Source organism: Phormidesmis priestleyi ULC007 (genome assembly GCF_003003695.1).
Taxonomy (GTDB): Bacteria; Cyanobacteriota; Cyanobacteriia; order Leptolyngbyales; family Leptolyngbyaceae; genus Phormidesmis_A; species Phormidesmis_A priestleyi_A.
Genome location: NZ_PVWG01000020.1, coordinates 1 through 18,045, shown reverse-complemented (window position 1 = coordinate 18,045; position 18,045 = coordinate 1). Strand labels below are relative to the sequence as shown.

14 protein-coding genes are annotated in these 18,045 nt (G+C 45.9%); 4 read left to right on the top strand and 10 right to left on the bottom strand.

All coding sequences use genetic code 11. The annotated features are described in order from the left end of the window. Positions 1-17: 17 nt before the first annotated feature. From C7B65_RS16370 to C7B65_RS16360, 3 genes are all read right to left on the bottom strand, one after another. Positions 18-3,968: an NACHT domain-containing protein gene (locus C7B65_RS16370; protein ID WP_073073335.1), complete on the bottom strand. Its 3,951-nt coding sequence runs from the start codon at positions 3,966-3,968 to the stop codon at positions 18-20. A 141-nt stretch (positions 3,969-4,109) separates the two neighbouring features. Further along, positions 4,110-5,276: a pyridoxal phosphate-dependent aminotransferase gene (locus tag C7B65_RS16365; RefSeq protein WP_073073333.1), complete on the bottom strand. Its 1,167-nt coding sequence runs from the start codon at positions 5,274-5,276 to the stop codon at positions 4,110-4,112. Positions 5,277-5,414: 138 nt separating this feature from the next. Next, positions 5,415-6,497 (bottom strand): class I fructose-bisphosphate aldolase, encoded by a 1,083-nt coding sequence (locus C7B65_RS16360; protein ID WP_073073332.1) that lies wholly within the window; start codon positions 6,495-6,497, stop codon positions 5,415-5,417. A gap of 107 nt (positions 6,498-6,604) precedes the next feature. Here C7B65_RS16360 and C7B65_RS16355 point away from each other — a divergent pair, with 107 nt between their 5' ends. Further along, on the top strand, positions 6,605-6,967 hold the full coding sequence (locus C7B65_RS16355) for a VOC family protein (RefSeq protein WP_073073331.1): 363 nt from the start codon (positions 6,605-6,607) through the stop codon (positions 6,965-6,967). A gap of 226 nt (positions 6,968-7,193) precedes the next feature. Here C7B65_RS16355 and C7B65_RS16350 read toward each other — a convergent pair whose 3' ends face one another. Beyond that, positions 7,194-7,601: a response regulator gene (locus tag C7B65_RS16350; RefSeq protein ID WP_073073319.1), complete on the bottom strand. Its 408-nt coding sequence runs from the start codon at positions 7,599-7,601 to the stop codon at positions 7,194-7,196. A 138-nt stretch (positions 7,602-7,739) separates the two neighbouring features. After that, on the bottom strand, positions 7,740-8,138 hold the full coding sequence (locus C7B65_RS16345) for a response regulator (protein WP_073073317.1): 399 nt from the start codon (positions 8,136-8,138) through the stop codon (positions 7,740-7,742). 154 nt (positions 8,139-8,292) lie between these two features. Here C7B65_RS16345 and C7B65_RS16340 point away from each other — a divergent pair, with 154 nt between their 5' ends. Further along, the gene (locus C7B65_RS16340) at positions 8,293-10,887 is read left to right on the top strand and encodes a DNA gyrase/topoisomerase IV subunit A (RefSeq protein ID WP_073073315.1); all 2,595 of its coding nucleotides are present in this window, start codon (positions 8,293-8,295) and stop codon (positions 10,885-10,887) included. A gap of 183 nt (positions 10,888-11,070) precedes the next feature. After that, complete coding sequence (gene glyS / locus C7B65_RS16335) at positions 11,071-13,215, top strand: glycine--tRNA ligase subunit beta (protein ID WP_073073312.1); 2,145 nt, start codon at positions 11,071-11,073, stop codon at positions 13,213-13,215. Between the two features lie 8 nt (positions 13,216-13,223). Here the strand turns inward: glyS and C7B65_RS16330 are convergent, their stop codons facing one another. Together C7B65_RS16330 and C7B65_RS29640 are read right to left on the bottom strand one after the other, a co-directional pair. Next, entirely contained in the window at positions 13,224-13,442 is a 219-nt protein-coding gene (locus tag C7B65_RS16330) for a DUF6887 family protein (protein WP_073073310.1), read from the bottom strand. Continuing rightward, the gene (locus tag C7B65_RS29640) at positions 13,432-13,629 is read right to left on the bottom strand and encodes a DUF6888 family protein (RefSeq protein WP_073073308.1); all 198 of its coding nucleotides are present in this window, start codon (positions 13,627-13,629) and stop codon (positions 13,432-13,434) included. Before C7B65_RS29640 ends, C7B65_RS16330 begins: the two co-directional genes overlap by 11 nt. Before the next feature lie 110 nt (positions 13,630-13,739). On the opposite strand from C7B65_RS29640, the gene murD reads away from it, so the two are divergent. Beyond that, positions 13,740-15,107, top strand: coding sequence for a UDP-N-acetylmuramoyl-L-alanine--D-glutamate ligase (gene murD, locus C7B65_RS16320; protein ID WP_073073306.1), 1,368 nt, complete (start codon positions 13,740-13,742; stop codon positions 15,105-15,107). Positions 15,108-15,580: 473 nt separating this feature from the next. On the opposite strand, the gene C7B65_RS16315 is transcribed toward murD, so the two are convergent. From C7B65_RS16315 to C7B65_RS16305, 3 genes are all read right to left on the bottom strand, one after another. Next, positions 15,581-16,231 (bottom strand): hypothetical protein, encoded by a 651-nt coding sequence (locus C7B65_RS16315; protein WP_073073304.1) that lies wholly within the window; start codon positions 16,229-16,231, stop codon positions 15,581-15,583. A 4-nt stretch (positions 16,232-16,235) separates the two neighbouring features. Beyond that, positions 16,236-16,598, bottom strand: a complete 363-nt coding sequence (locus C7B65_RS16310; RefSeq protein ID WP_073073302.1) for a hypothetical protein — start codon at positions 16,596-16,598, stop codon at positions 16,236-16,238. A gap of 256 nt (positions 16,599-16,854) precedes the next feature. Continuing rightward, positions 16,855-17,937: a phospholipase A2 family protein gene (locus C7B65_RS16305; RefSeq protein ID WP_106254069.1), complete on the bottom strand. Its 1,083-nt coding sequence runs from the start codon at positions 17,935-17,937 to the stop codon at positions 16,855-16,857. Between the last annotated feature and the right edge of the window lie 108 nt (positions 17,938-18,045).

The window sequence follows — 18,045 nt, the reverse complement described above, 5'->3', positions numbered from 1 at the left end:
TAAACTCTTTAGCTGGTTTATCTCTCTAGCTTCTGCTCAACACGAGGGGATGTATCTCGGTTAAACAAAAATTTCTTGATTTCGTCATTAAATACTCCACTAGCGACTATAGAGATTAGTGCGACTGTGACAGTTGTGGTTATCGAAAGCCAAAATTTCCAGTCGAATCCTTTCTCAGCATTAGAAGGATATATTTTATTTTCGATATTGTTGCTACCTGTAGTGACGGCTCCATTTACCTTGGAACCTGTAATATGAATGCTTTGATCAACTTTAGGTTCATCTGCCATTTTTTGTGTCCTCAGATCTATTTTGTCAAGCTGATTGTACAACTCCGAGTTAGAAGGCTTTTGACTAGCCACAAGCTGAAGAATTTCTTCTGGTGTTGGAGGTTGCCAAGTTTTACGCCGCATACTCGTTTGAGCATCAAGTAACGTTTTTCTGAGCCAAGCGATGTCCGGTAATTCCTGTATAAGGCGTTGAATCTCAGCACATGCCTGAAGTGTCCCTCGTTCTTTTAGTTGTGACAAAACGCTGTCTCTCAGCCTCGCCATACCATCTCTAGCCGTCACATCATGGACACCGCCATCATTACTGTAGTCTGAATCTTCATCGTAAGGATATTGATGAACTAGCCAAGCGTACAAGTCAGCCAGTTGTGTTTCAGTCAGATTTAGCTGAATCCCATATGAGTGATGGTAGGCAGCCAGTTCGAGAACTTCACGACCAAACGATGAATCTTTCTGAATTAATGCCCAAATGAATGACCAGCTAGATGGATCTGGATTTTCAATAAGCACTTTAGCGGCAATCAGGGTCTTTTCACGTTCATCCTCAGCTAATGGTAGTGGAAAAGAAATTAGGGACTTCGTGAAGTTTCTAGCTTCAGTCAATCCTTGCTTAAGCAGCTTTTCGAGTAGCTGTCCAATACATTTAGGTTTAAGTACAGGATCTTTAGCCTTTGCTAATAAAGCTGACTTTAATCGTTCATCCCAGCACTGCTCAAAGCGATCGATCACAAATAGATAGTCATGCTCCCGATTCTCTTTGTCAATGAGAACTATTAGGGTCTTGATGGATTCTTCAGCAGCATTCAGATAGGCAATCTTGACTAGCTCTAAATAAGAGGCTTCATATTGGCTACTACTAGGGGTAGCAATAATAATAGGTGCCCACTTTTTCCATATCTCAGACGAGAAATACTTTATAGAGTCTGGAGTCTCTTTCAAAATTAACTGTAAAGCTCTGCAACCTGCTAAGGCTGGTCGATCGAAAGTGTTTGTTCCTATCCATTTATAATCTATATCATCTTTTTGTTGAACGTACTTATTTGCACACTCAAGAATTCTTATTCGAGTAGGTTTGCTTGCATCTTGCCATCCAGGAAGGTTAGTTAGATCTAATTCAAACTCATTACTATAGTGTTTACTGTCAAGCTTCAGAGTCATTTCCATATTAAGATGCCACCAAGCAGATAAATCTCCAGACTCTAACTTTTCTAAAAGTAGTAGCACTCTTTCTTTAGGGGATGGCTCTAGCGAGGGAGGGTTTTGTCTGCGATCTTGCATTTCTTGCTTTCTGAAGTGATCAGTTCTCAGTTCCCCAGCTTGAGTTGAATCGAGTTCGATTGGCTCAAAATAAGAGACAAAGGCTTCTTGCAAAACTTTGTTGCTTTGAGTGGCTATGAGGATTGCATCTATCTGCTTTGCATCTTGACGATTAAAGCTCCACTCTACCAGTTGAGTCCAAATTTTCTGATCCTTTTCACAATTGGAATTCTGAAGTTTTTCAAGCATCCAAAAAACGTCTTCTGAAACTAAAACATTTTCAGTCAAGGAACTTAATAGAAAAGGTAGACCTTCTTTTGTTTCTAAACTAGTTAAAACTGCTTGCTCAATTAGGGTGCGTCGTTTTTTGCTGTCGTTCAAAAGCGATGATTCAAATTCTCGCTGTAGCTTGTCATCAGCAGCGATGATGCTCTGATACTCCCTCCACTGCACTAGAGCTACTTTAGTAAAGCTCTCTGCTACTCCAGGCAAGTCAAAGCTTTCCCATGCTTTTAGAAGAATGGCATCTCCAAGTCTTCCAAATGGGTGCCCGAAGCATCTAACACCTTGCAAAGCAAGCCATTTGAGGGCAGCTACTAAATCGTATGGTTGGAGATGTGGAACCAGTTCATAGTAAAGAAACATCTGATATCCTCCTAAAAAATTTCCCTTCTTAGGCGGAGTCAGAGCTTGAAACAATTCTTCTGCTGTCAGATGATCTGACCAAAGTGCCTGAAGAGCATATCCCTTAAGTCGATCGTCTTCATCTTCTAAAAGTTGCCCGACAGCTAGAGGCTTTAGCTTTAACCTTGTATCTACATCGCCAACAGAGCAAATAGCTTTTGCTGCACGAACTCTTAAATGAATCGATTGTGATGAATCAAGAGCAAGATTTGCTAATTCTTCCTGAAGCTCAGAGATTTCGCAGACTTCAGCGATGTCGATCGCTAGATCTCGCGCATCAATCTGCCTACCGGAATCACAGACATAAGGACGCAATTGATCAGCCAATCCGGGATGCTTGAGCTTCTCATAGTTACGATAGTTATTTCTATCTCGATCAAATAATTTTTCCTCTTCGTACTGTGTCAATAAGTTATCCACAATTGATGATCTGACATTTGCATCAGTCGGCACATCACTTTGCAAAAGAACATCTGGATCAGTTTTGATGATTTCCTGAAAAACATCCAGTCTCGTGTTGGACAGCCATGCGGCAGTTTCATGAAGTTGAGGGATTAGCTTATGATCTAAATCTTCAGATGAAAAGATTAATTTTATTACTTGCTTTAGAGATATTTTGTGCTGTGCAAGATACCAGGCAGCCAAAAACTCAGCGTAGGTTTGGTGTGCCCATCCCATTCGATGCCGTCCACGGGACGAAAATAAACCAGTATCTAAAACTTCCTGAATTGTTTCTCTGGTAATCCCAAATTCCTTTCCACTAGCATTTTCATAACCATGATGCAACGCTTGAAGAAGTACATCTTCAGTGGGCACATCTCCTTGATCAACTTCAGTCCATACAGCAAATCGATTGGCAAAGATTGTGATAGCCGCAATTCGAGCCGCAACAATTAGACGTTGGTCACTATCGAGGTTGCCTATTTGGCTTGAACTTCGACGACTCAGGCTAACTTCCTCGCAGAGAAGTTTGCATCCCTCAAGATAGAGTTCATGAAGTTTCTGATTAGAAGGGAATTGACCATCGTGACGACGGTAAGTATTCAGTAGAAATTCCAGAGTGATTGGTTTTATTGCTAGGGGTACAACATCCTTTTGTCCAACTTCCTTTAGAAAATCATCAGTTGAAAATCTCTCAGCTTTCGCAGCTTCAATAACGTCTACACGACGAAGCGGAGCTAGTTCATAAATTTCAACCTGATTTTCTTGCCAAAGCTTTTTCAATCCTTCTTCTAGGATTTCCGGAAATACAAATGTCCGACACGTTAGGCGAAGGTGAAGACGATTAATATGATTCCGATACTTCTGTTTCTTAAGCTCATCAATTAAACCTGTCGATAGAGTTGGGATACTCAAAAGTCCCTCATCCAGGCTATCCAGAAATAAATAGAGGTGATAAGTATTCCCTAACCAATCAATAAAAGTTTCATCCTTGAATAGATCATTTTTTAGATTCGTACAGGATCGGAGATTAAGTTCTAAGACTTGGCTAGTATCGCAAACCTTATTTTCTGTAAAGATTTTTAGGCTTTCTAATTCCTGAGACTTTCCGATACCTGGCTCCCCTAATAAAACCAGGCATGGAACATCAGCAATCGCCTCTGATGTCACTAGATCCGGATTATATGCCTTGCCCCATTCTGCGTCTGGATCGTACAAATAGCCACCATCAGCCAGGTTAATACTACCTGACCGAGGGCACCAGAACCGTTTCCAGTCATATTTCTGCTTCGACATTTTGAATAGCTATGAGGGCAAGACTTTTTTCAAGGATAACTTCATTCAAAACTCTTGTTACTGCTTGATTAAATGCCAGCTTCGATTTCAAAGACTGACAGATCTCACTCGAAGCTTGAAATTTTGTTTTCGTGCGGCTCCCTAAAATCTTGACTTCACATAGGTGGACAAACGATCGATACCTCGATCGATCGTCGTCATATCCGTCGCATAAGACAGCCGAATGTGATCATCTGCCCCAAACGCAACGCCAGGAATCGCCGCGACTTGCTGTTCGCTTAACAGTCCATCGCAGAATTCAAGCGACGACATCCCTAATTTGCTGATGTTGATGAAAATATAGAAAGCACCATCAGGCTTTAAACACGTTAAACCAGGAATCGTATTCACCAGATCAAAAATGACTTGGCGACGTTCGGCAAAGGCGAGGCGCATCTGCTCAACACAATCTTGTGGGCCTTCGAGAGCGGCGATCGCCCCATATTGAGCAAACGTACACACGTTAGAGGTGCTGTGTCCTTGAATCATGCTGACAGCTTTGAGGATTTCTAACGGAGCCGCTAAATAGCCCACTCGCCATCCTGTCATTGAGTAGGCTTTTGCAAATCCGCTACTGATAATGGTGCGATCGAACACTTCAGAACTGACTGCGCCAATGCTCAAATGTTGGGCACCGTCATAGAGCAGCTTTTCGTAGATCTCATCGGAGACAACGAGAATATTTTTTTCGACCACCACTTCAGCGATCGCTCGAACTTCTTCTGGGGTGTAAACCATCCCCGTCGGGTTTGAGGGCGAATTGAGGATAAATAGACGAGTTTTGGGTGTGATCGCTTGTCGTAATTGGTCGGGCGTAATTTTATAGCCGCTTTCTGCCGTGGTCTGGACGATCACCGGAGTTCCTTCTGCAAGCTTCACCATTTCGGGATAGCTCACCCAAAAGGGAGCCGGAATAATCACTTCATCGCCTGCTTCGATCAGCGCCATCATCAGGTTATAGAGCGAGTGCTTGCCACCATTGGTGACGATGATGTTTTCAGCGCTGTAGCCGAGTTGATTATCGGTTTGCAGTTTGTGGGCGATCGCCGCTCTCAGAATCGGCTCTCCCACTGCCGGGCCGTAGCGAGTTTTGCCTGACTTGAGGGCATTTACTGCCGCTAACTTGATGTGATCTGGCGTGTCAAAGTCTGGCTCTCCGGCACTAAAGCTACAGACATCGATTCCGTCTCGCTTCATTGCTTTTGCTTTTGCATCGATCGCCAACGTCAAAGAAGGAGTCACTTGCTTAACCCGTGCTGCCAGCTTCATAGGATTTTGAGTTATGAGTTTTGAGTGCGTTGAGACACCAGAAATCACGTCGAGACAATTTGCCGTAACGTCTGTATCTCAGTCTTAAATCGTAATAGTGGATTCTAACCCAAAACTCAAACCTTAAGAGTTGTTGTGTCACGCGATCGTGACATCGGGCGATAGATAAACATCCTGAATTTGATGAAATAGCTTCACGCCTTCCTCAAAAGGACGCTGGAATGTTTTGCGCCCAGAGATCAAGCCGCTTCCGCCCGCTCGTTTGTTGATCACGGCGGTGCGAATCGCTTCGGCAAAGTCGGCTTTTCCTGATGCGCCACCTGAGTTAATCAACCCGATGCGACCTGAGTAACAATTGAGAAGCTGATAGCGAGTCAAATCGATCGGGTGATCAGTCGTCAGATCAGAATAGACGCGCTTGTCGGTTTTGCCGTAACTTTTACCCGTCGCTTGGGCAACTGCGCCATACCCGTTGTTAACTTCGGGCAGTTTTTGTTTGATGATGTCAGCTTCGATCGTCACGCCCAAATGATTTGCCTGACCCGTCAAATCTGCCGCTAAGTGATAGTCTTTATCTTGCTTAAATGCGGGATTGCGGAGATAGCACCAAAGAATCGTTGCCATTCCTAATTCATGGGCACGAGCAAACGCGCGGCTGACTTCTTGAATTTGCCGACTCGACTCAGGCGAACCGAAATAAATCGTCGCCCCGACTGCCACCGATCCCAAGTTCCAAGCCTGCTCGACGGAGGCAAACATAAACTGATCAAACTGGTTAGGGTAGGTCAGCAATTCGTTGTGATTAAGCTTAGTGATCAAAGGAATCTTGTGAGCATATTTACGAGAGACGCTGCCCAAAACGCCCAAGGTTGTGGCGACTGCACTACAGCCTGCCTCGATCGCCAGCTTCAAAATATTCTCACTGTCAAAATAAATCGGATTCGGAGCAAACGATGCGCCCGCAGAATGCTCAATTCCCTGATCGACGGGCAAGATTGACAGATATCCTGTGTTTGCTAAACGTCCAAACGAGTAGAGTTGTTGAAGACTGCGAAGCACTTGCGGAGAGCGATCGCTATAAGCAAAAGTTCGATCGATAAAATCTGAACCGGGTAAATGCAATAGATCTTTAGAAACTTTTGCCTGGTGGGTCAGCAGGTCTTCTGCTTCGTCACCTAACCAGGATTCGATCGATTGAGGTGCAGAGAGTGTAGCCGTCATTGCAAAAACCCTCGATTATAAGGATGAGTCAGATCTTTGACATCTTTTAATTTAGCGTCTGCGTCAAATTTTGCTTGTGCCTATAAGCGGATCTTCAGATTTTGAGTATGGGATTATCGTGTCGATCGGCGTGGGTAACTTTGGCGGCAGGTGAATTTGATCGAGCGATCGAGTTTTATAGTCACCTTTTCGATCAACCTACTTCGCTTATTCCGAATGTTTACGCTGAGTTCCAGCTTCCTGGCTTGCGACTGGGAATTTATAAACCCAAACCAAATGAACCGATTCTTTCGATCGCGTTTCCTGCGATCAGTTTATGTCTAGAGGTTAAAGATTTAGAAGCGGCGATCGAGCATCTGACTCAACTCGGCTATCCTCCACCGGGAGAGATTCTCATCTCATCTCACGGCAGAGAAATTTATGCTTATGACCCCGATGGCAATCGGTTGATTTTGTACCAGCGATCGTGACGCTCTAGACAACTTCCATTGTTGCCATTTCTCGAATTGCCCTCATCCTCTCGTAAAATTAACGTCAGTTCAACGAGTTTTTTCGCTTCGTTGTCAGCGGCTTCTGCCCCCTAAATCCCCCATTCTGGAGGACTTCAAGCCAAAATTTCCGATTCAAAGTCCCCCAATTTGGGGGATTTAGGGGGCACGATGGACTGGTAACGAAGTCGTCGAATTCACGTTAAGATCACGGGTTTTTCTCAGAAGGCAATAGCGCTTTGATTTGATCCACAAAAACTTGGTGATCAATCACGGGCTTTGAGATATAGTCATCTGCACCGCTTTGGCTGAGAAACTTTTCTCGATCGCCCTCCATTGCATAGGCAGTCAACAAAATCACAGGCACGTTCATCGTGAGCGGGTTTGCCTTCAAAAGACGGGTGATCTTGATGCCATCCATCATTTTGCCTTCATAGACACTGCGCGTTAGCGAGACATCCATCAAAATCAGCGCCACCTCTCCCGATTGGGCAATTTGCAGCACTTCTGTTACGTCTTCGGTATGCCTGACTGCCAATCCGCCTCGCTTGATTAAAACCTTTGAAAACACGCGAACATTCGTCGGATCATCCTCCACGATTAGAATAGTAGTCACTAAAAAGTCCTCTCTGTAGGGTGATCAGCCAAAAAAATTACCTTCATAACTTGCTAAAATTAACTTAAAGTAGTACTACTGTATTTGCATCGGAGGGTTGACCAAAACCTCGGAGGTTTGCGAGTCCTAAGCGATCGGTCACGAATTAGGCAAGAGTGCCAGCACTTGATCGACAAAAGATTGATGATCAATGACAGGTTTTGAGATGTAACCATCGGCACCACTCTGCTGGAGAAAGCTTTCTCGATCGCCCTCCATGGCGTGAGCCGTCACTAGCACGATCGGCACCGTCGCCGTTTGGGGGTCTGCCTTCAAAAGCTGAGTGAGTTGAATGCCATTCATCGGCTTACCCTGGTAAACACTTCTAGACAGCGACACATCCATCAAGATGATATCCGCTTCTCCTGCCTGGGCAATTTGAATCACTTCTGCCACATCTTCGGTATGTTTGACGGCTAACCCGCCCCGACTGGTCAGAATCTTGGAGAAAACACGAGCATTGATCAAATCATCCTCCACAATTAAAGCGGTCTTCATAAGCGCTATCCTCTCTGGGCGAGTCTCACGGGGTCACGGGGCTGTGGTCAAACACAAGGGCTAATAACGCTGCTGGGAGCGCAACTGTGATAAGAGTGACTACACTGAAATTAAAACAAATTTTTGTAAAGTTCGGAACGAAGGGACAAGGCTCATGGCGAATCAGTTAAACATTCTTCCAGCAGGACAGGTGATTGCGACTGCCCTGCATACGGAGATGCAACAGTCGTATTTAGAATACGCCATGAGCGTGATTGTTGGGCGGGCACTGCCTGACGTGCGAGATGGGCTTAAACCTGTCCACCGTAGGATTTTATACGCAATGCACGAGTTGGGGTTGACCCCCGATCGCCCCTATCGTAAATGTGCCCGCGTGGTGGGTGACGTGTTGGGCAAATATCACCCCCACGGCGACCAGTCGGTTTATGATGCGCTGGTTCGGTTGGTGCAAGACTTTTCGAGCCGATATCCGTTGCTGGGTGGTCACGGAAACTTTGGCTCTGTCGATAACGACCCACCTGCGGCAATGCGATATACCGAGACGCGACTGGCGGCGATCGGAAACGAGTCTTTACTAACTGAAATCGGAGAGTCAACAGTCGAGTTTGTCGGCAACTTCGACAACTCGCAGCAGGAACCCACCGTGCTTCCGGCTCAGTTGCCGATTTTGTTGCTGAATGGCAGTTCGGGCATTGCAGTCGGCATGGCAACAAACATTCCGCCGCACAATTTAGGCGAAGTGGTGGATGGGTTGGTGGCTTTGATCGACAATCCCGATTTGTCAGATGCTCGGTTGTTTGAGTTGATTCCGGGCCCAGATTTTCCGACTGGAGGCGAGATTCTAGGAATCGAAGGCATTCGCGAAGCATACACCACGGGTCGGGGCAGCATTCCCGTGCGCGGAGTTGCCAATATTGAAGAACTCACCGTCGGTCGAGGCAAACATCGACGGACGGCGATCATCATCACTGAGCTACCGTTTCAGGTGAACAAAGCGGCGATGATCGAAAAAATTGCCGAACTGGTGAACCAGGGCAAGATTGAAGGCATCGGCGACCTGCGAGACGAGAGCGATCGCGACGGCATCCGAGTGGTGGTTGAGTTGCGTCGAGATGCCAATCCGCAAAAAATTCTCAGTGCGCTCTATCGGCAAACGGCTCTGCAAAACAACTTTGGCGCAATTTTGCTGGCGTTGACGGGCAACCAACCCAAGCAGATGACCCTGCGAGAGTTATTACAAGAGTTTCTCAGCTTTCGTGAAACCACTCTGACTCGCCGCTATAATCACGAGCTAGAAAAGGCAGAAACTCAGATTCATATTGTCGAAGGTCGCTTAACGGCGCTGTCTCACCTGGATGAAGTGATCGACATTTTGCGAAATGCGCCCGACGGCACGACCGCAAAAGTGCAGCTACAAGAGCAGTTGGATCTGAGCGATCGCCAAGCTGATGCCATTCTCTCAATGCCGTTACGCCGACTGACTGCGATGGAGCGTCAAAGTCTGCAAACCGAATTTGAGGAACTGACGACTCAAATGAAGGAATTGCGGAGAGTGTTGGGCGATCGCCGCGAACTGCTCAAAGCGTTGAAAAAAGATCTGCGAGCCTTGAGAAAGAAATATGCTGACGATCGCCGCACCCGCATCATCGGCGTAGAGCCACCCAAAGAGGAAGCTAAGAACACTAGAAACAAGGCCGATAAAGTAGTCGAACCTCAAAGCTCAAAACCCAAAACTCAGAACTCTGACTTTTCTCTCACACTAGACTATGAGGAAGAAGCTCAAGAAACAGTCGTCGAATTAACCCATCGAGGTTATGCGCGACGAATGGCACCTAAAGTCTACGATCGACTGAATCGCAATCGCACTGATAACGAGCCAACGATTAACCTAGAAGACGTTGACGAGTTTGGAGTGCAGACGCAATTCACAACGACTGCACAAACGCTAGTAGTGATGACTCGCAGTGGCAAAGCTTATCCCGTCAAGGTGTCTGATATTCCTCAAGTGTCAGGCAAATCTCGCGGCACACCGCTGGTTACTCTGCTTCCGGTTACCGCCCAAGGAATGCCCGACTCGATCGCCGGGAGTTTCATTCTGCCGGACGATCTCGATGATCAATATCTGCTATTGCTAACCGAGCAAGGACGGCTAAAACGCTTGCCACTCTCAGAGTTTGCTGATCTCACGGGTCGAGGTTTAACGGCGCTCAAACTGAGAGAAGAGGATCAGCTTTTGTTGATCAGTTTGACTCAAGTGGGTGAACAAGTGGTGATTGCTACTTCAAGCGGTCGGGTGCTGCGGTTTGAAGTCAACGATGAGCAAGTGCCGATCGCGAGTCGCACTTCTCAAGGCAATGCAGGAATGCGAATTAGCAAAAAAGAAAAAATTGTTGGTTGGGCGATCGCGACTACAGACGACACATTTTTAATGGTGTCAGAGCAAGGCTATGCCAAACAAATGGCGATTAAGTCGCTGCGTCGCGCCAACACTGGAGAGATTGGAGTTCAAGCCTTCCAGTTCACCACTAAAACAGATGCTTTGATTGGCACGGTTGCAGTGCTGCCAGAAGCGCTAGTGTTTTTGTTGACGAATGAGAATCACCTGGCAAGGGTGGCAGTCGAGTCAATCAAAGTCGGCACAAAAGACGGCAAGGGCGATCGCATCGTCAAGCTTGATAAATCTGAGCAAATTATCGGAGTCAGTCTGCCGATTTTGTTAAGCGATCACGTTGAAGACGGCGAGGAGTAGAAATCACGGCATTGCAAAATGAGGGGATGAAATGGTTGTAGGGGTAGCGCCCCCGTGCCTACCCCTGACGGAGGGCAACCACGGGGGAATTGCCCCTACCTCAATCATTCCTCTAGATAGCAAGGGCACAACACGATAAACTGAAGAACTGATTCTCCGTTCTGCTGCTGGATATTCAAACTCATGGCATCGTTTTTATTAGAAGTTGGCACAGAAGAACTCCCTGCAAGCTTTGTCGATGAAGCGCTGGCGCAATGGCGATCGCGCATTCCCAAACTTCTTGCCGACCATTATTTAAACCCAGACGCGATCGCATATTACGGCACGCCTCGCCGTCTCGCGATTGTGATCAAAGGCTTACCGCTCCAGCAGGCTGACCAAACAGAAGAAGTCAAAGGGCCACCCGCTCAAGCTGCTTTTAAAGCGGGAAAACCGACTAAAGCGGCAGAAGGGTTTGCCCAAAAGCAAGGCGTTTCACTTGATGCGTTAGAAATCCGCCCAACGGAGAAGGGTGATTTTGTCTTTGTTCGCAAAGTGATTAAAGGTCGTCCAATTTCTGAGATTCTCACCGAACTGGTTCCTCACTGGATCACGGGCTTAGAAGGCAAACGTCTGATGCGCTGGGGCGATGGCGATTTGAAGTTTTCTCGTCCGATTCGCTGGTTAGTGGTGTTGTTAGATGAGCAGGTGTTGCCGATCTCGATCGTCAGCAATTCGATTCACTATACGAGCGATCGTATTTCTCACGGACATCGCGTTTTGCATCCCGATCCTGTTTCGATTCCCAATCCAGATGTGTATGCTTCAATACTAAGAACTGCGTTTGTTGAAGTTGACTCTGACCAGCGACAAGCCACCATTCAGCAGCAAGTTGAAGCCGCCGCCGCTCAAACCGGAGGAGTCGCGATGATTTCGCCCACTCTCTTGCGCGAAGTCACCAACTTGGTAGAATATCCGAGCGCAGTGGTTGGTAAGTTTGATGCAGAGTTTTTAGAACTGCCATCGGAAGTGATCACGACTGAAATGGAGAATCATCAGCGCTATTTTCCGGTTCGCAAAAGTCAAGATTCTACGGAGCTATTGCCCTTCTTTATTACGGCTTCCAACGGCGACCCAGCTAAGTCCGCGATTATTGCCGCCGGAAACGAACGGGTGATTCGAGCGCGGCTGTCAGACGGCAAATTCTTTTTTGATGCCGATCGTAAAGTCCCGCTTGAACGCTATTTGCCCAAACTTGAAACCGTCACTTTTCAAGCCGATTTAGGATCGGTGCGTGGAAAAGTTGATCGAATTTGTACGATCGCCAATCAAATTACGGATCAGCTTCAGGTCATCGGTGAGCCAAAAGCACATATTCAACGCGCTGCCCTGCTATGCAAAGCCGATCTCGTGACGCAAATGGTCGGTGAATTTCCTGAACTGCAAGGCGTAATGGGTCAGAAATATGCGCTCGACAGCAAAGAGCCTGAAGCCGTTGCGACTGCTATTTTTGAGCATTATTTACCTCGCGGTGCCGGAGATAGTTTGCCGCAAACGCTCACAGGTCAAGTGGTGGGGTTGAGCGATCGTCTCGATACTCTCGTCAGCATTTTTGGGTTGGGCATGATTCCGTCTGGCTCATCTGATCCGTTTGCGTTGCGTCGGGCTGCGAATGCTGTTGTCAATATCACTTGGTCAGCTAATCTAACGATTGATCTCTACCAACTTTTAGAACAGATTGTTAGCGGTTTCTCTAGCAATCATGCTCATGTATTAAAAGTTTCTGCCTCAGAATTGCTGCAACAGTTGAAAGATTTCTTCTTACAGCGTATTCATACATTGTTGAGAGAAGATCACAGCGTTGATTATGATCTAGTTAATGCAGTGGTTGGCGACAACGACCCAGAATATGCAGAACGATCGTTGAGGAATTTATTAGATGTGCGCGATCGTGCCCAATTCCTGCAAGCGATTCGCAACAATGGCAGACTCGCCACAATCTACGAAACGGTGAATCGCGCTTCTCGTCTTGCCGCGCAAGGAACTCTAGATACTAAACAACTGAATCCTGTCGAAGTGGTGTATCCCGATCGATTCCAAAAAGCCTCAGAGCAGACGTTCTATGATGCGCTAGTCACACTCTCTCAACAGGGACAACAAGACTACACCAAACTGGTCGAGTCGCTCAGTCAGGTTGCTCCTGTGGTCAGCAAATTCTTTGACGGTGAAGACAGTGTTTTGGTGATGGATTCTGACCCGGCTATTAAACAAAATCGCCTCAACTTACTGGGTGTGTTGCGAAACCATGCGCGAGTTTTGGCAGATTTTGGCGCGATCGTCAAAAGTTAACGAGCACTCTACTGATTTTCCTGATTTCTTCGAGCGTCTTCTCGGCATTTTTGATGCTCTGCAAAGATTTCAGGGAAGCGATCGGTGTCTTCAGGCTTATACCAGTGGATGTTGGGGTCTGCTTTAATTTTTTCAACAATCACACTAATGGCTTCCGTATCATCTCGATGCTCAAGGATATAAGCTCTGAGTTCCTTCCGTGTCATGGCATTAAAATCAGGCTTCATTTTCAAAACTCCATTCCCCATCACGGGTGATGATAATTTCTATTTCTTCTCCTGCCAAGATGCAAATATCTCCTGCCCGCTCATTCAATCTGACAAGATAAATTGGACGGTACAGAGTCGTGAGATTTTGACAAAGGATGAAGCACCGAGCTTCTTGTTTTGAGGTTGGGGATAGCGGTCTTCTCATTCTAGCGGGATTTTTTATTTGCTGGAGTTCAGCATGTCACAATTGAGTGACTGTTAGGAACTGTTAAGCAGTACGATAAAGAATGCAAAATTATTGATCGCAATCAGACTATGCTCCACGCTTATGTAATCGGACTCGGAAAATCAGGCAATGCGGCGGCTCGATTACTCAAGCGCAATGGGTGGCAAATCACAGTCAGCGATCGCGGCAATTCTGATGCGCTACAACAACAGAAACAACAACTCAACGCTGAAGGAATTCACGTCACGCTAGGAGATGATTTTGATCCAGTTTTAACAACGCCCGATTTAATTGTCGTTAGTCCTGGTGTGCCGTGGGATATTCCTGCATTGGTACACGCCAGAGAAATGGAAATCAAAACGATCGGGGAAATGGAATTAGCATGGCAAAACTTACAGTCTTGCCCCTGGATTGGCATCACGGGTACGAACGGTAAAACAACCACAACTGCGCTGATTGCCGCCATCTTTCAAACTGCCGGATTTCACGCTCCCGCTTTTGGAAATATTGGCTATGCTGCCTGTGAAGTTGCGATGTTAGAGCCTCAACCCGATTGGGCGATCGCTGAGTTTAGCAGCTATCAGATTGAAGCCGCTCCGACCGTCGCCCCGCAAATTGGCGTTTGGACAACCTTCACGCCTGATCATCTCAGTCGTCACAAAACCCTAGAGAACTACTTCAACATCAAAGCTCATCTACTTCGTCAGTCTGAACAGCAGATTTTTAACGGAGATGATCCTTACTTGAGGAATCTGGGTGTCAAACAATCCGATCCCGTTTCTGCGAATGCTTGCTGGACGAGTGTTAAAGGCAAATCGGAGCTAGTCGGCAATCCTGACTTAGGTGCTTATATTGAGGACGGCTGGGCGATCGTGCAAAATCTCCCGATCGTCGAAGTCAACACGTTGCGAATGCCCGGATCTCACAACCAGCAAAACCTCCTGATGGCAGTCGCCGCCGCACATCTGGCAGGCATTGAGAAAGCTGCCATTGTGGACGCGATCGCCAATTTCCCCGGTGTATCTCATCGTTTAGAACACATTTGCACTTGGCAAGGCATCGACTTTATTAACGACAGCAAAGCCACCAACTACGATGCAGCAGAAGTCGGATTGTCTGCGGTGAAAAGTCCTGCAATTTTGATTGCGGGCGGTGAAGCTAAAACTGGTGAAGATGCGGCTTGGCTGAATGTGATTCAAGAAAAAGCGGCAGCAGTGTTGCTGATTGGTAGCGCAGCGGCAGCATTTGCTCAACGGTTGGAGCAAGTTGGTTATACAGATTATGAAATTGTGGAGACGATGGAACGAGCCGTGGAGCGATCGCGCGAACTTGCCCAACAGCAGTCTGCCCAAGTCGTTCTGTTATCGCCTGCCTGTGCCAGCTTTGACCAATATCCAAACTTTGAGCAACGCGGGGATCACTTTCGTCAGCTTTGTTTAGAATTGCTCATCGGGTAATTCACACGCAATCTCTAGAAGTGAGGAATCAAAGCGATCTGGTTCATAGTAATTTTCTGAACGCTGCGATCATTAACCCAGCGTCACGCACAATTCCGCCCATTGTGATTGCATTCACCGGACTATGACTTGGAATCACCAAAATTCTCTTAGTCATCTCAGAGATAGCTTTTTATGCCACGATCGACAACATAGTAGGATAACGATGTAAAGCTAGCGGCGGCAGATAACCTCGAACCCAGCACCAGCAGCTTTCGACCGTCCGCTGCGCTGAAGTGTTAGACCGTCTATGACAAGCCCGAAATCTCGATCGCTCCCCAAAGACTTGACCGAGATCGCACTCCATCTCCAAATCTCTCAGCGCTCAACCTTCCACACAAATTATCCAAGTGTTTGCACCGTAACCAAAAGCTCTGAAATCCTGGACTCTAGAAGCCTGATAGAAATACTAGATCCTTGAAGTAGCTGTTGACTTAACTTGCCAACCTTGATTTCATCTCACTAAGTAAATCTTCCGGTATACCCCAACTGTACTTCGCAACAATTTCTTGCATGATTTTAAGCTGAATCGATTGCTTCTCATTAGGAGAACCAATGCTGTAGGCTCTAACAAGACCCTGTGTTAGAACTTGATGATAAATTTCATCAACATTGTGATAAGTGGGAGATGCGTTGTAAGCCGCTTCAAACAAACGACGCGCATTTTCTAAATCCCCCTTTAGAATAGCACGAAAGCCGTTTACCTCGTTGTCCTCAAAACTTGTGTTAATGCTAGCTATCTGTTCTTGGGCAGCTACTGTATTTCCTTGTGAAATTTTTTGTTGAGCCTGTCGAATCTGCTCGTTTTGTTGCTTAAAATTTCCTTCTGTTTTCTTTAACAGTTCCTCCTTTTGACTTAATTCTTGCTCTACTTGACTTAGCTCATATTTACGGTTCTTCAAGTCTCCTTCGATTTTATTTAATTCATGTTGTTTAATATAAATTAGCCAAACTGTAAATCCTAAATACAAGATTGCAGCAACTGTAGGAACAAGCACTGCAATGATGGTACGTCTACGAGCTTTTACTTGGCTGATTTCAACCTTTTCAATAAGAGACTGAAGTTCATCTTGGGAAAAAGACATAATTTTAACCAGATACCGTTTTCTCAATCAATTTCAAAAATACTTCCTTGATTCGTTGCGTTTCAACAGGGTCTATTAGCGAGGAGTTTTGCTGAATTTCTTTCAATAGCGGTCGGGCAGCTTCTAAATTCCTGGCTTTTTCCCTGCGATCCAAGATCTCTTTACCTGGAATAAAGCCCAATCCACCAAAAACACTACCTCCCAATACTCCTGCCAGCTTGTCAAAAGAGCCTTGTACAATACCTGGCAAAATTTGAAAAGCAGCGATCGCAAGTACGACATGAACTATCACAGCAAAAGTCATTTCCTGCGCCGCCTTATAGTGATTTTTGATTAACTGATCTAAAAAAGCTTCGTTTGTCAGCATTGCATCTTACCAAGCAATTCTATGAGGATAAATTGAATAGATAAATCGAAGATTACATTTCAATAAACACTTCCAAGCTCCAAGCGGACTTTAACCGAAAACTTCCTCCCACATGATTACCGCTACCCACAGATAAGCTTTCGGCTGCCACAAGGATTGAGGTCTAACGCTCCCACTCACCGGACGCAGATTGACTTTGCTGCTTAAAGACAATTTGACTTCGTTCCGGTGCAGTGGGCTTGTTAGACCGTCACGACTATGGAGTTCCTTGACGACCTTCTCCTTTTCCATATTCCAAGTAGTGTTCGATTGCTCCCTTGTAGTTATTGGCTCCGTACACCTTTGCTACATCAGGATTGTTAGATAAATAGAATTTAGGATCAAAGTCTGGAGAACCTTGACGACCTTCCGAAACACCATATGTGAGCCAGTGATTTACTGCTGCTGAATAGTTGTTAGAGCCGAAGGCGTTCTGCAAATCGGGATATTTGTTTAGATAGTATTTAACATCAAAAACAATAGAACTCCTCCTACCCTCTTTGATACCATAGGTGAGCCAGTGATCTATTGCAGCCGAATAGTTACTAGAGCCAAAGGCATTTTGAAGATCAGGATACAAACTTAAGTAGTACTGAACATCAAACGCGGGTGAACTTCTACGTCCCTCTTTGATACCATATCTCAGCCAATGATCCCTGGCAGATCCCTGGTTAGTTCCAAAGGCATTCCGAAGATCTCCATATGACATTAAGTAGAAGTCAGCATCAAAAACAGGGTTACTTGCGGTACTTGGATTTCTTATACTGGCAACCCATTGTTCATAACGCCTTTGCTTGTCTTGAGCTTTGTTGAAAGTATCCAGCCATTTGATTTTGACGACACCAGCTTGCACTCCCGTATAGTAAGTGCTTGCAATTCCATAGCAAACTGGTAGTCTGATCGGATCAGGTGGCCCATCAACTCTTCGTGTCTTAAAAGGATCAGTCAATGTTGGAGCAGGCACTTGAATTGAAGTTCTCAGATCGCGTTCACAAGCGGCTCTTAAATCAGAGTAGAATCGCTCATTGCATGATTGCCAATTGGAACCCAATGTGTAATAGCATTTGTCGTGAGTATTACAACCTCCACTGAAATTAACTGATCCCCAGGTATCTCTCATCCATTCAGGATGAGCACTATCCCAACTGCTACAACCATCTGGAGCTTGAGCATAGGGATATTGGGCTGTATCGAAATCAGGGTTATGGGGAATACCATCTACATCAGCATATGCAATGCTTGCATATCCGAAAATACATAGAGTCCAAGTGATGACGCTTAAATGTAATCTCTTCTTCATATAAAGTTCCTCAAAAAACTGAAGGTTGGTGGTCGGGTAAAGGAGTGAGTTTTAGATATATCTCCCTCCCTCCCCTCAGAACCGTGCTTACAACTTTCACTGTACACG

Excerpts from the sequence above, each read along its gene's own strand:
- C7B65_RS16310 (WP_073073302.1), bottom strand. The coding sequence starts at position 16,598 with ATGCTGACAAACGAAGCTTTTTTAGATCAGTTAATCAAAAATCACTAT.
- C7B65_RS16365 (WP_073073333.1), bottom strand. The coding sequence starts at position 5,276 with ATGAAGCTGGCAGCACGGGTTAAGCAAGTGACTCCTTCTTTGACGTTG.
- C7B65_RS16355 (WP_073073331.1), top strand. The coding sequence starts at position 6,605 with ATGGGATTATCGTGTCGATCGGCGTGGGTAACTTTGGCGGCAGGTGAA.
- C7B65_RS16370 (WP_073073335.1), bottom strand. The coding sequence starts at position 3,968 with ATGTCGAAGCAGAAATATGACTGGAAACGGTTCTGGTGCCCTCGGTCA.
- C7B65_RS16360 (WP_073073332.1), bottom strand. The coding sequence starts at position 6,497 with ATGACGGCTACACTCTCTGCACCTCAATCGATCGAATCCTGGTTAGGT.
- C7B65_RS16340 (WP_073073315.1), top strand. The coding sequence starts at position 8,293 with ATGGCGAATCAGTTAAACATTCTTCCAGCAGGACAGGTGATTGCGACT.
- C7B65_RS16345 (WP_073073317.1), bottom strand. The coding sequence starts at position 8,138 with ATGAAGACCGCTTTAATTGTGGAGGATGATTTGATCAATGCTCGTGTT.
- murD (WP_073073306.1), top strand. The coding sequence starts at position 13,740 with ATGCTCCACGCTTATGTAATCGGACTCGGAAAATCAGGCAATGCGGCG.
- C7B65_RS16330 (WP_073073310.1), bottom strand. The coding sequence starts at position 13,442 with ATGAAGCCTGATTTTAATGCCATGACACGGAAGGAACTCAGAGCTTAT.
- glyS (WP_073073312.1), top strand. The coding sequence starts at position 11,071 with ATGGCATCGTTTTTATTAGAAGTTGGCACAGAAGAACTCCCTGCAAGC.
- C7B65_RS16305 (WP_106254069.1), bottom strand. The coding sequence starts at position 17,937 with ATGAAGAAGAGATTACATTTAAGCGTCATCACTTGGACTCTATGTATT.
- C7B65_RS16315 (WP_073073304.1), bottom strand. The coding sequence starts at position 16,231 with ATGTCTTTTTCCCAAGATGAACTTCAGTCTCTTATTGAAAAGGTTGAA.
- C7B65_RS29640 (WP_073073308.1), bottom strand. The coding sequence starts at position 13,629 with ATGAGAAGACCGCTATCCCCAACCTCAAAACAAGAAGCTCGGTGCTTC.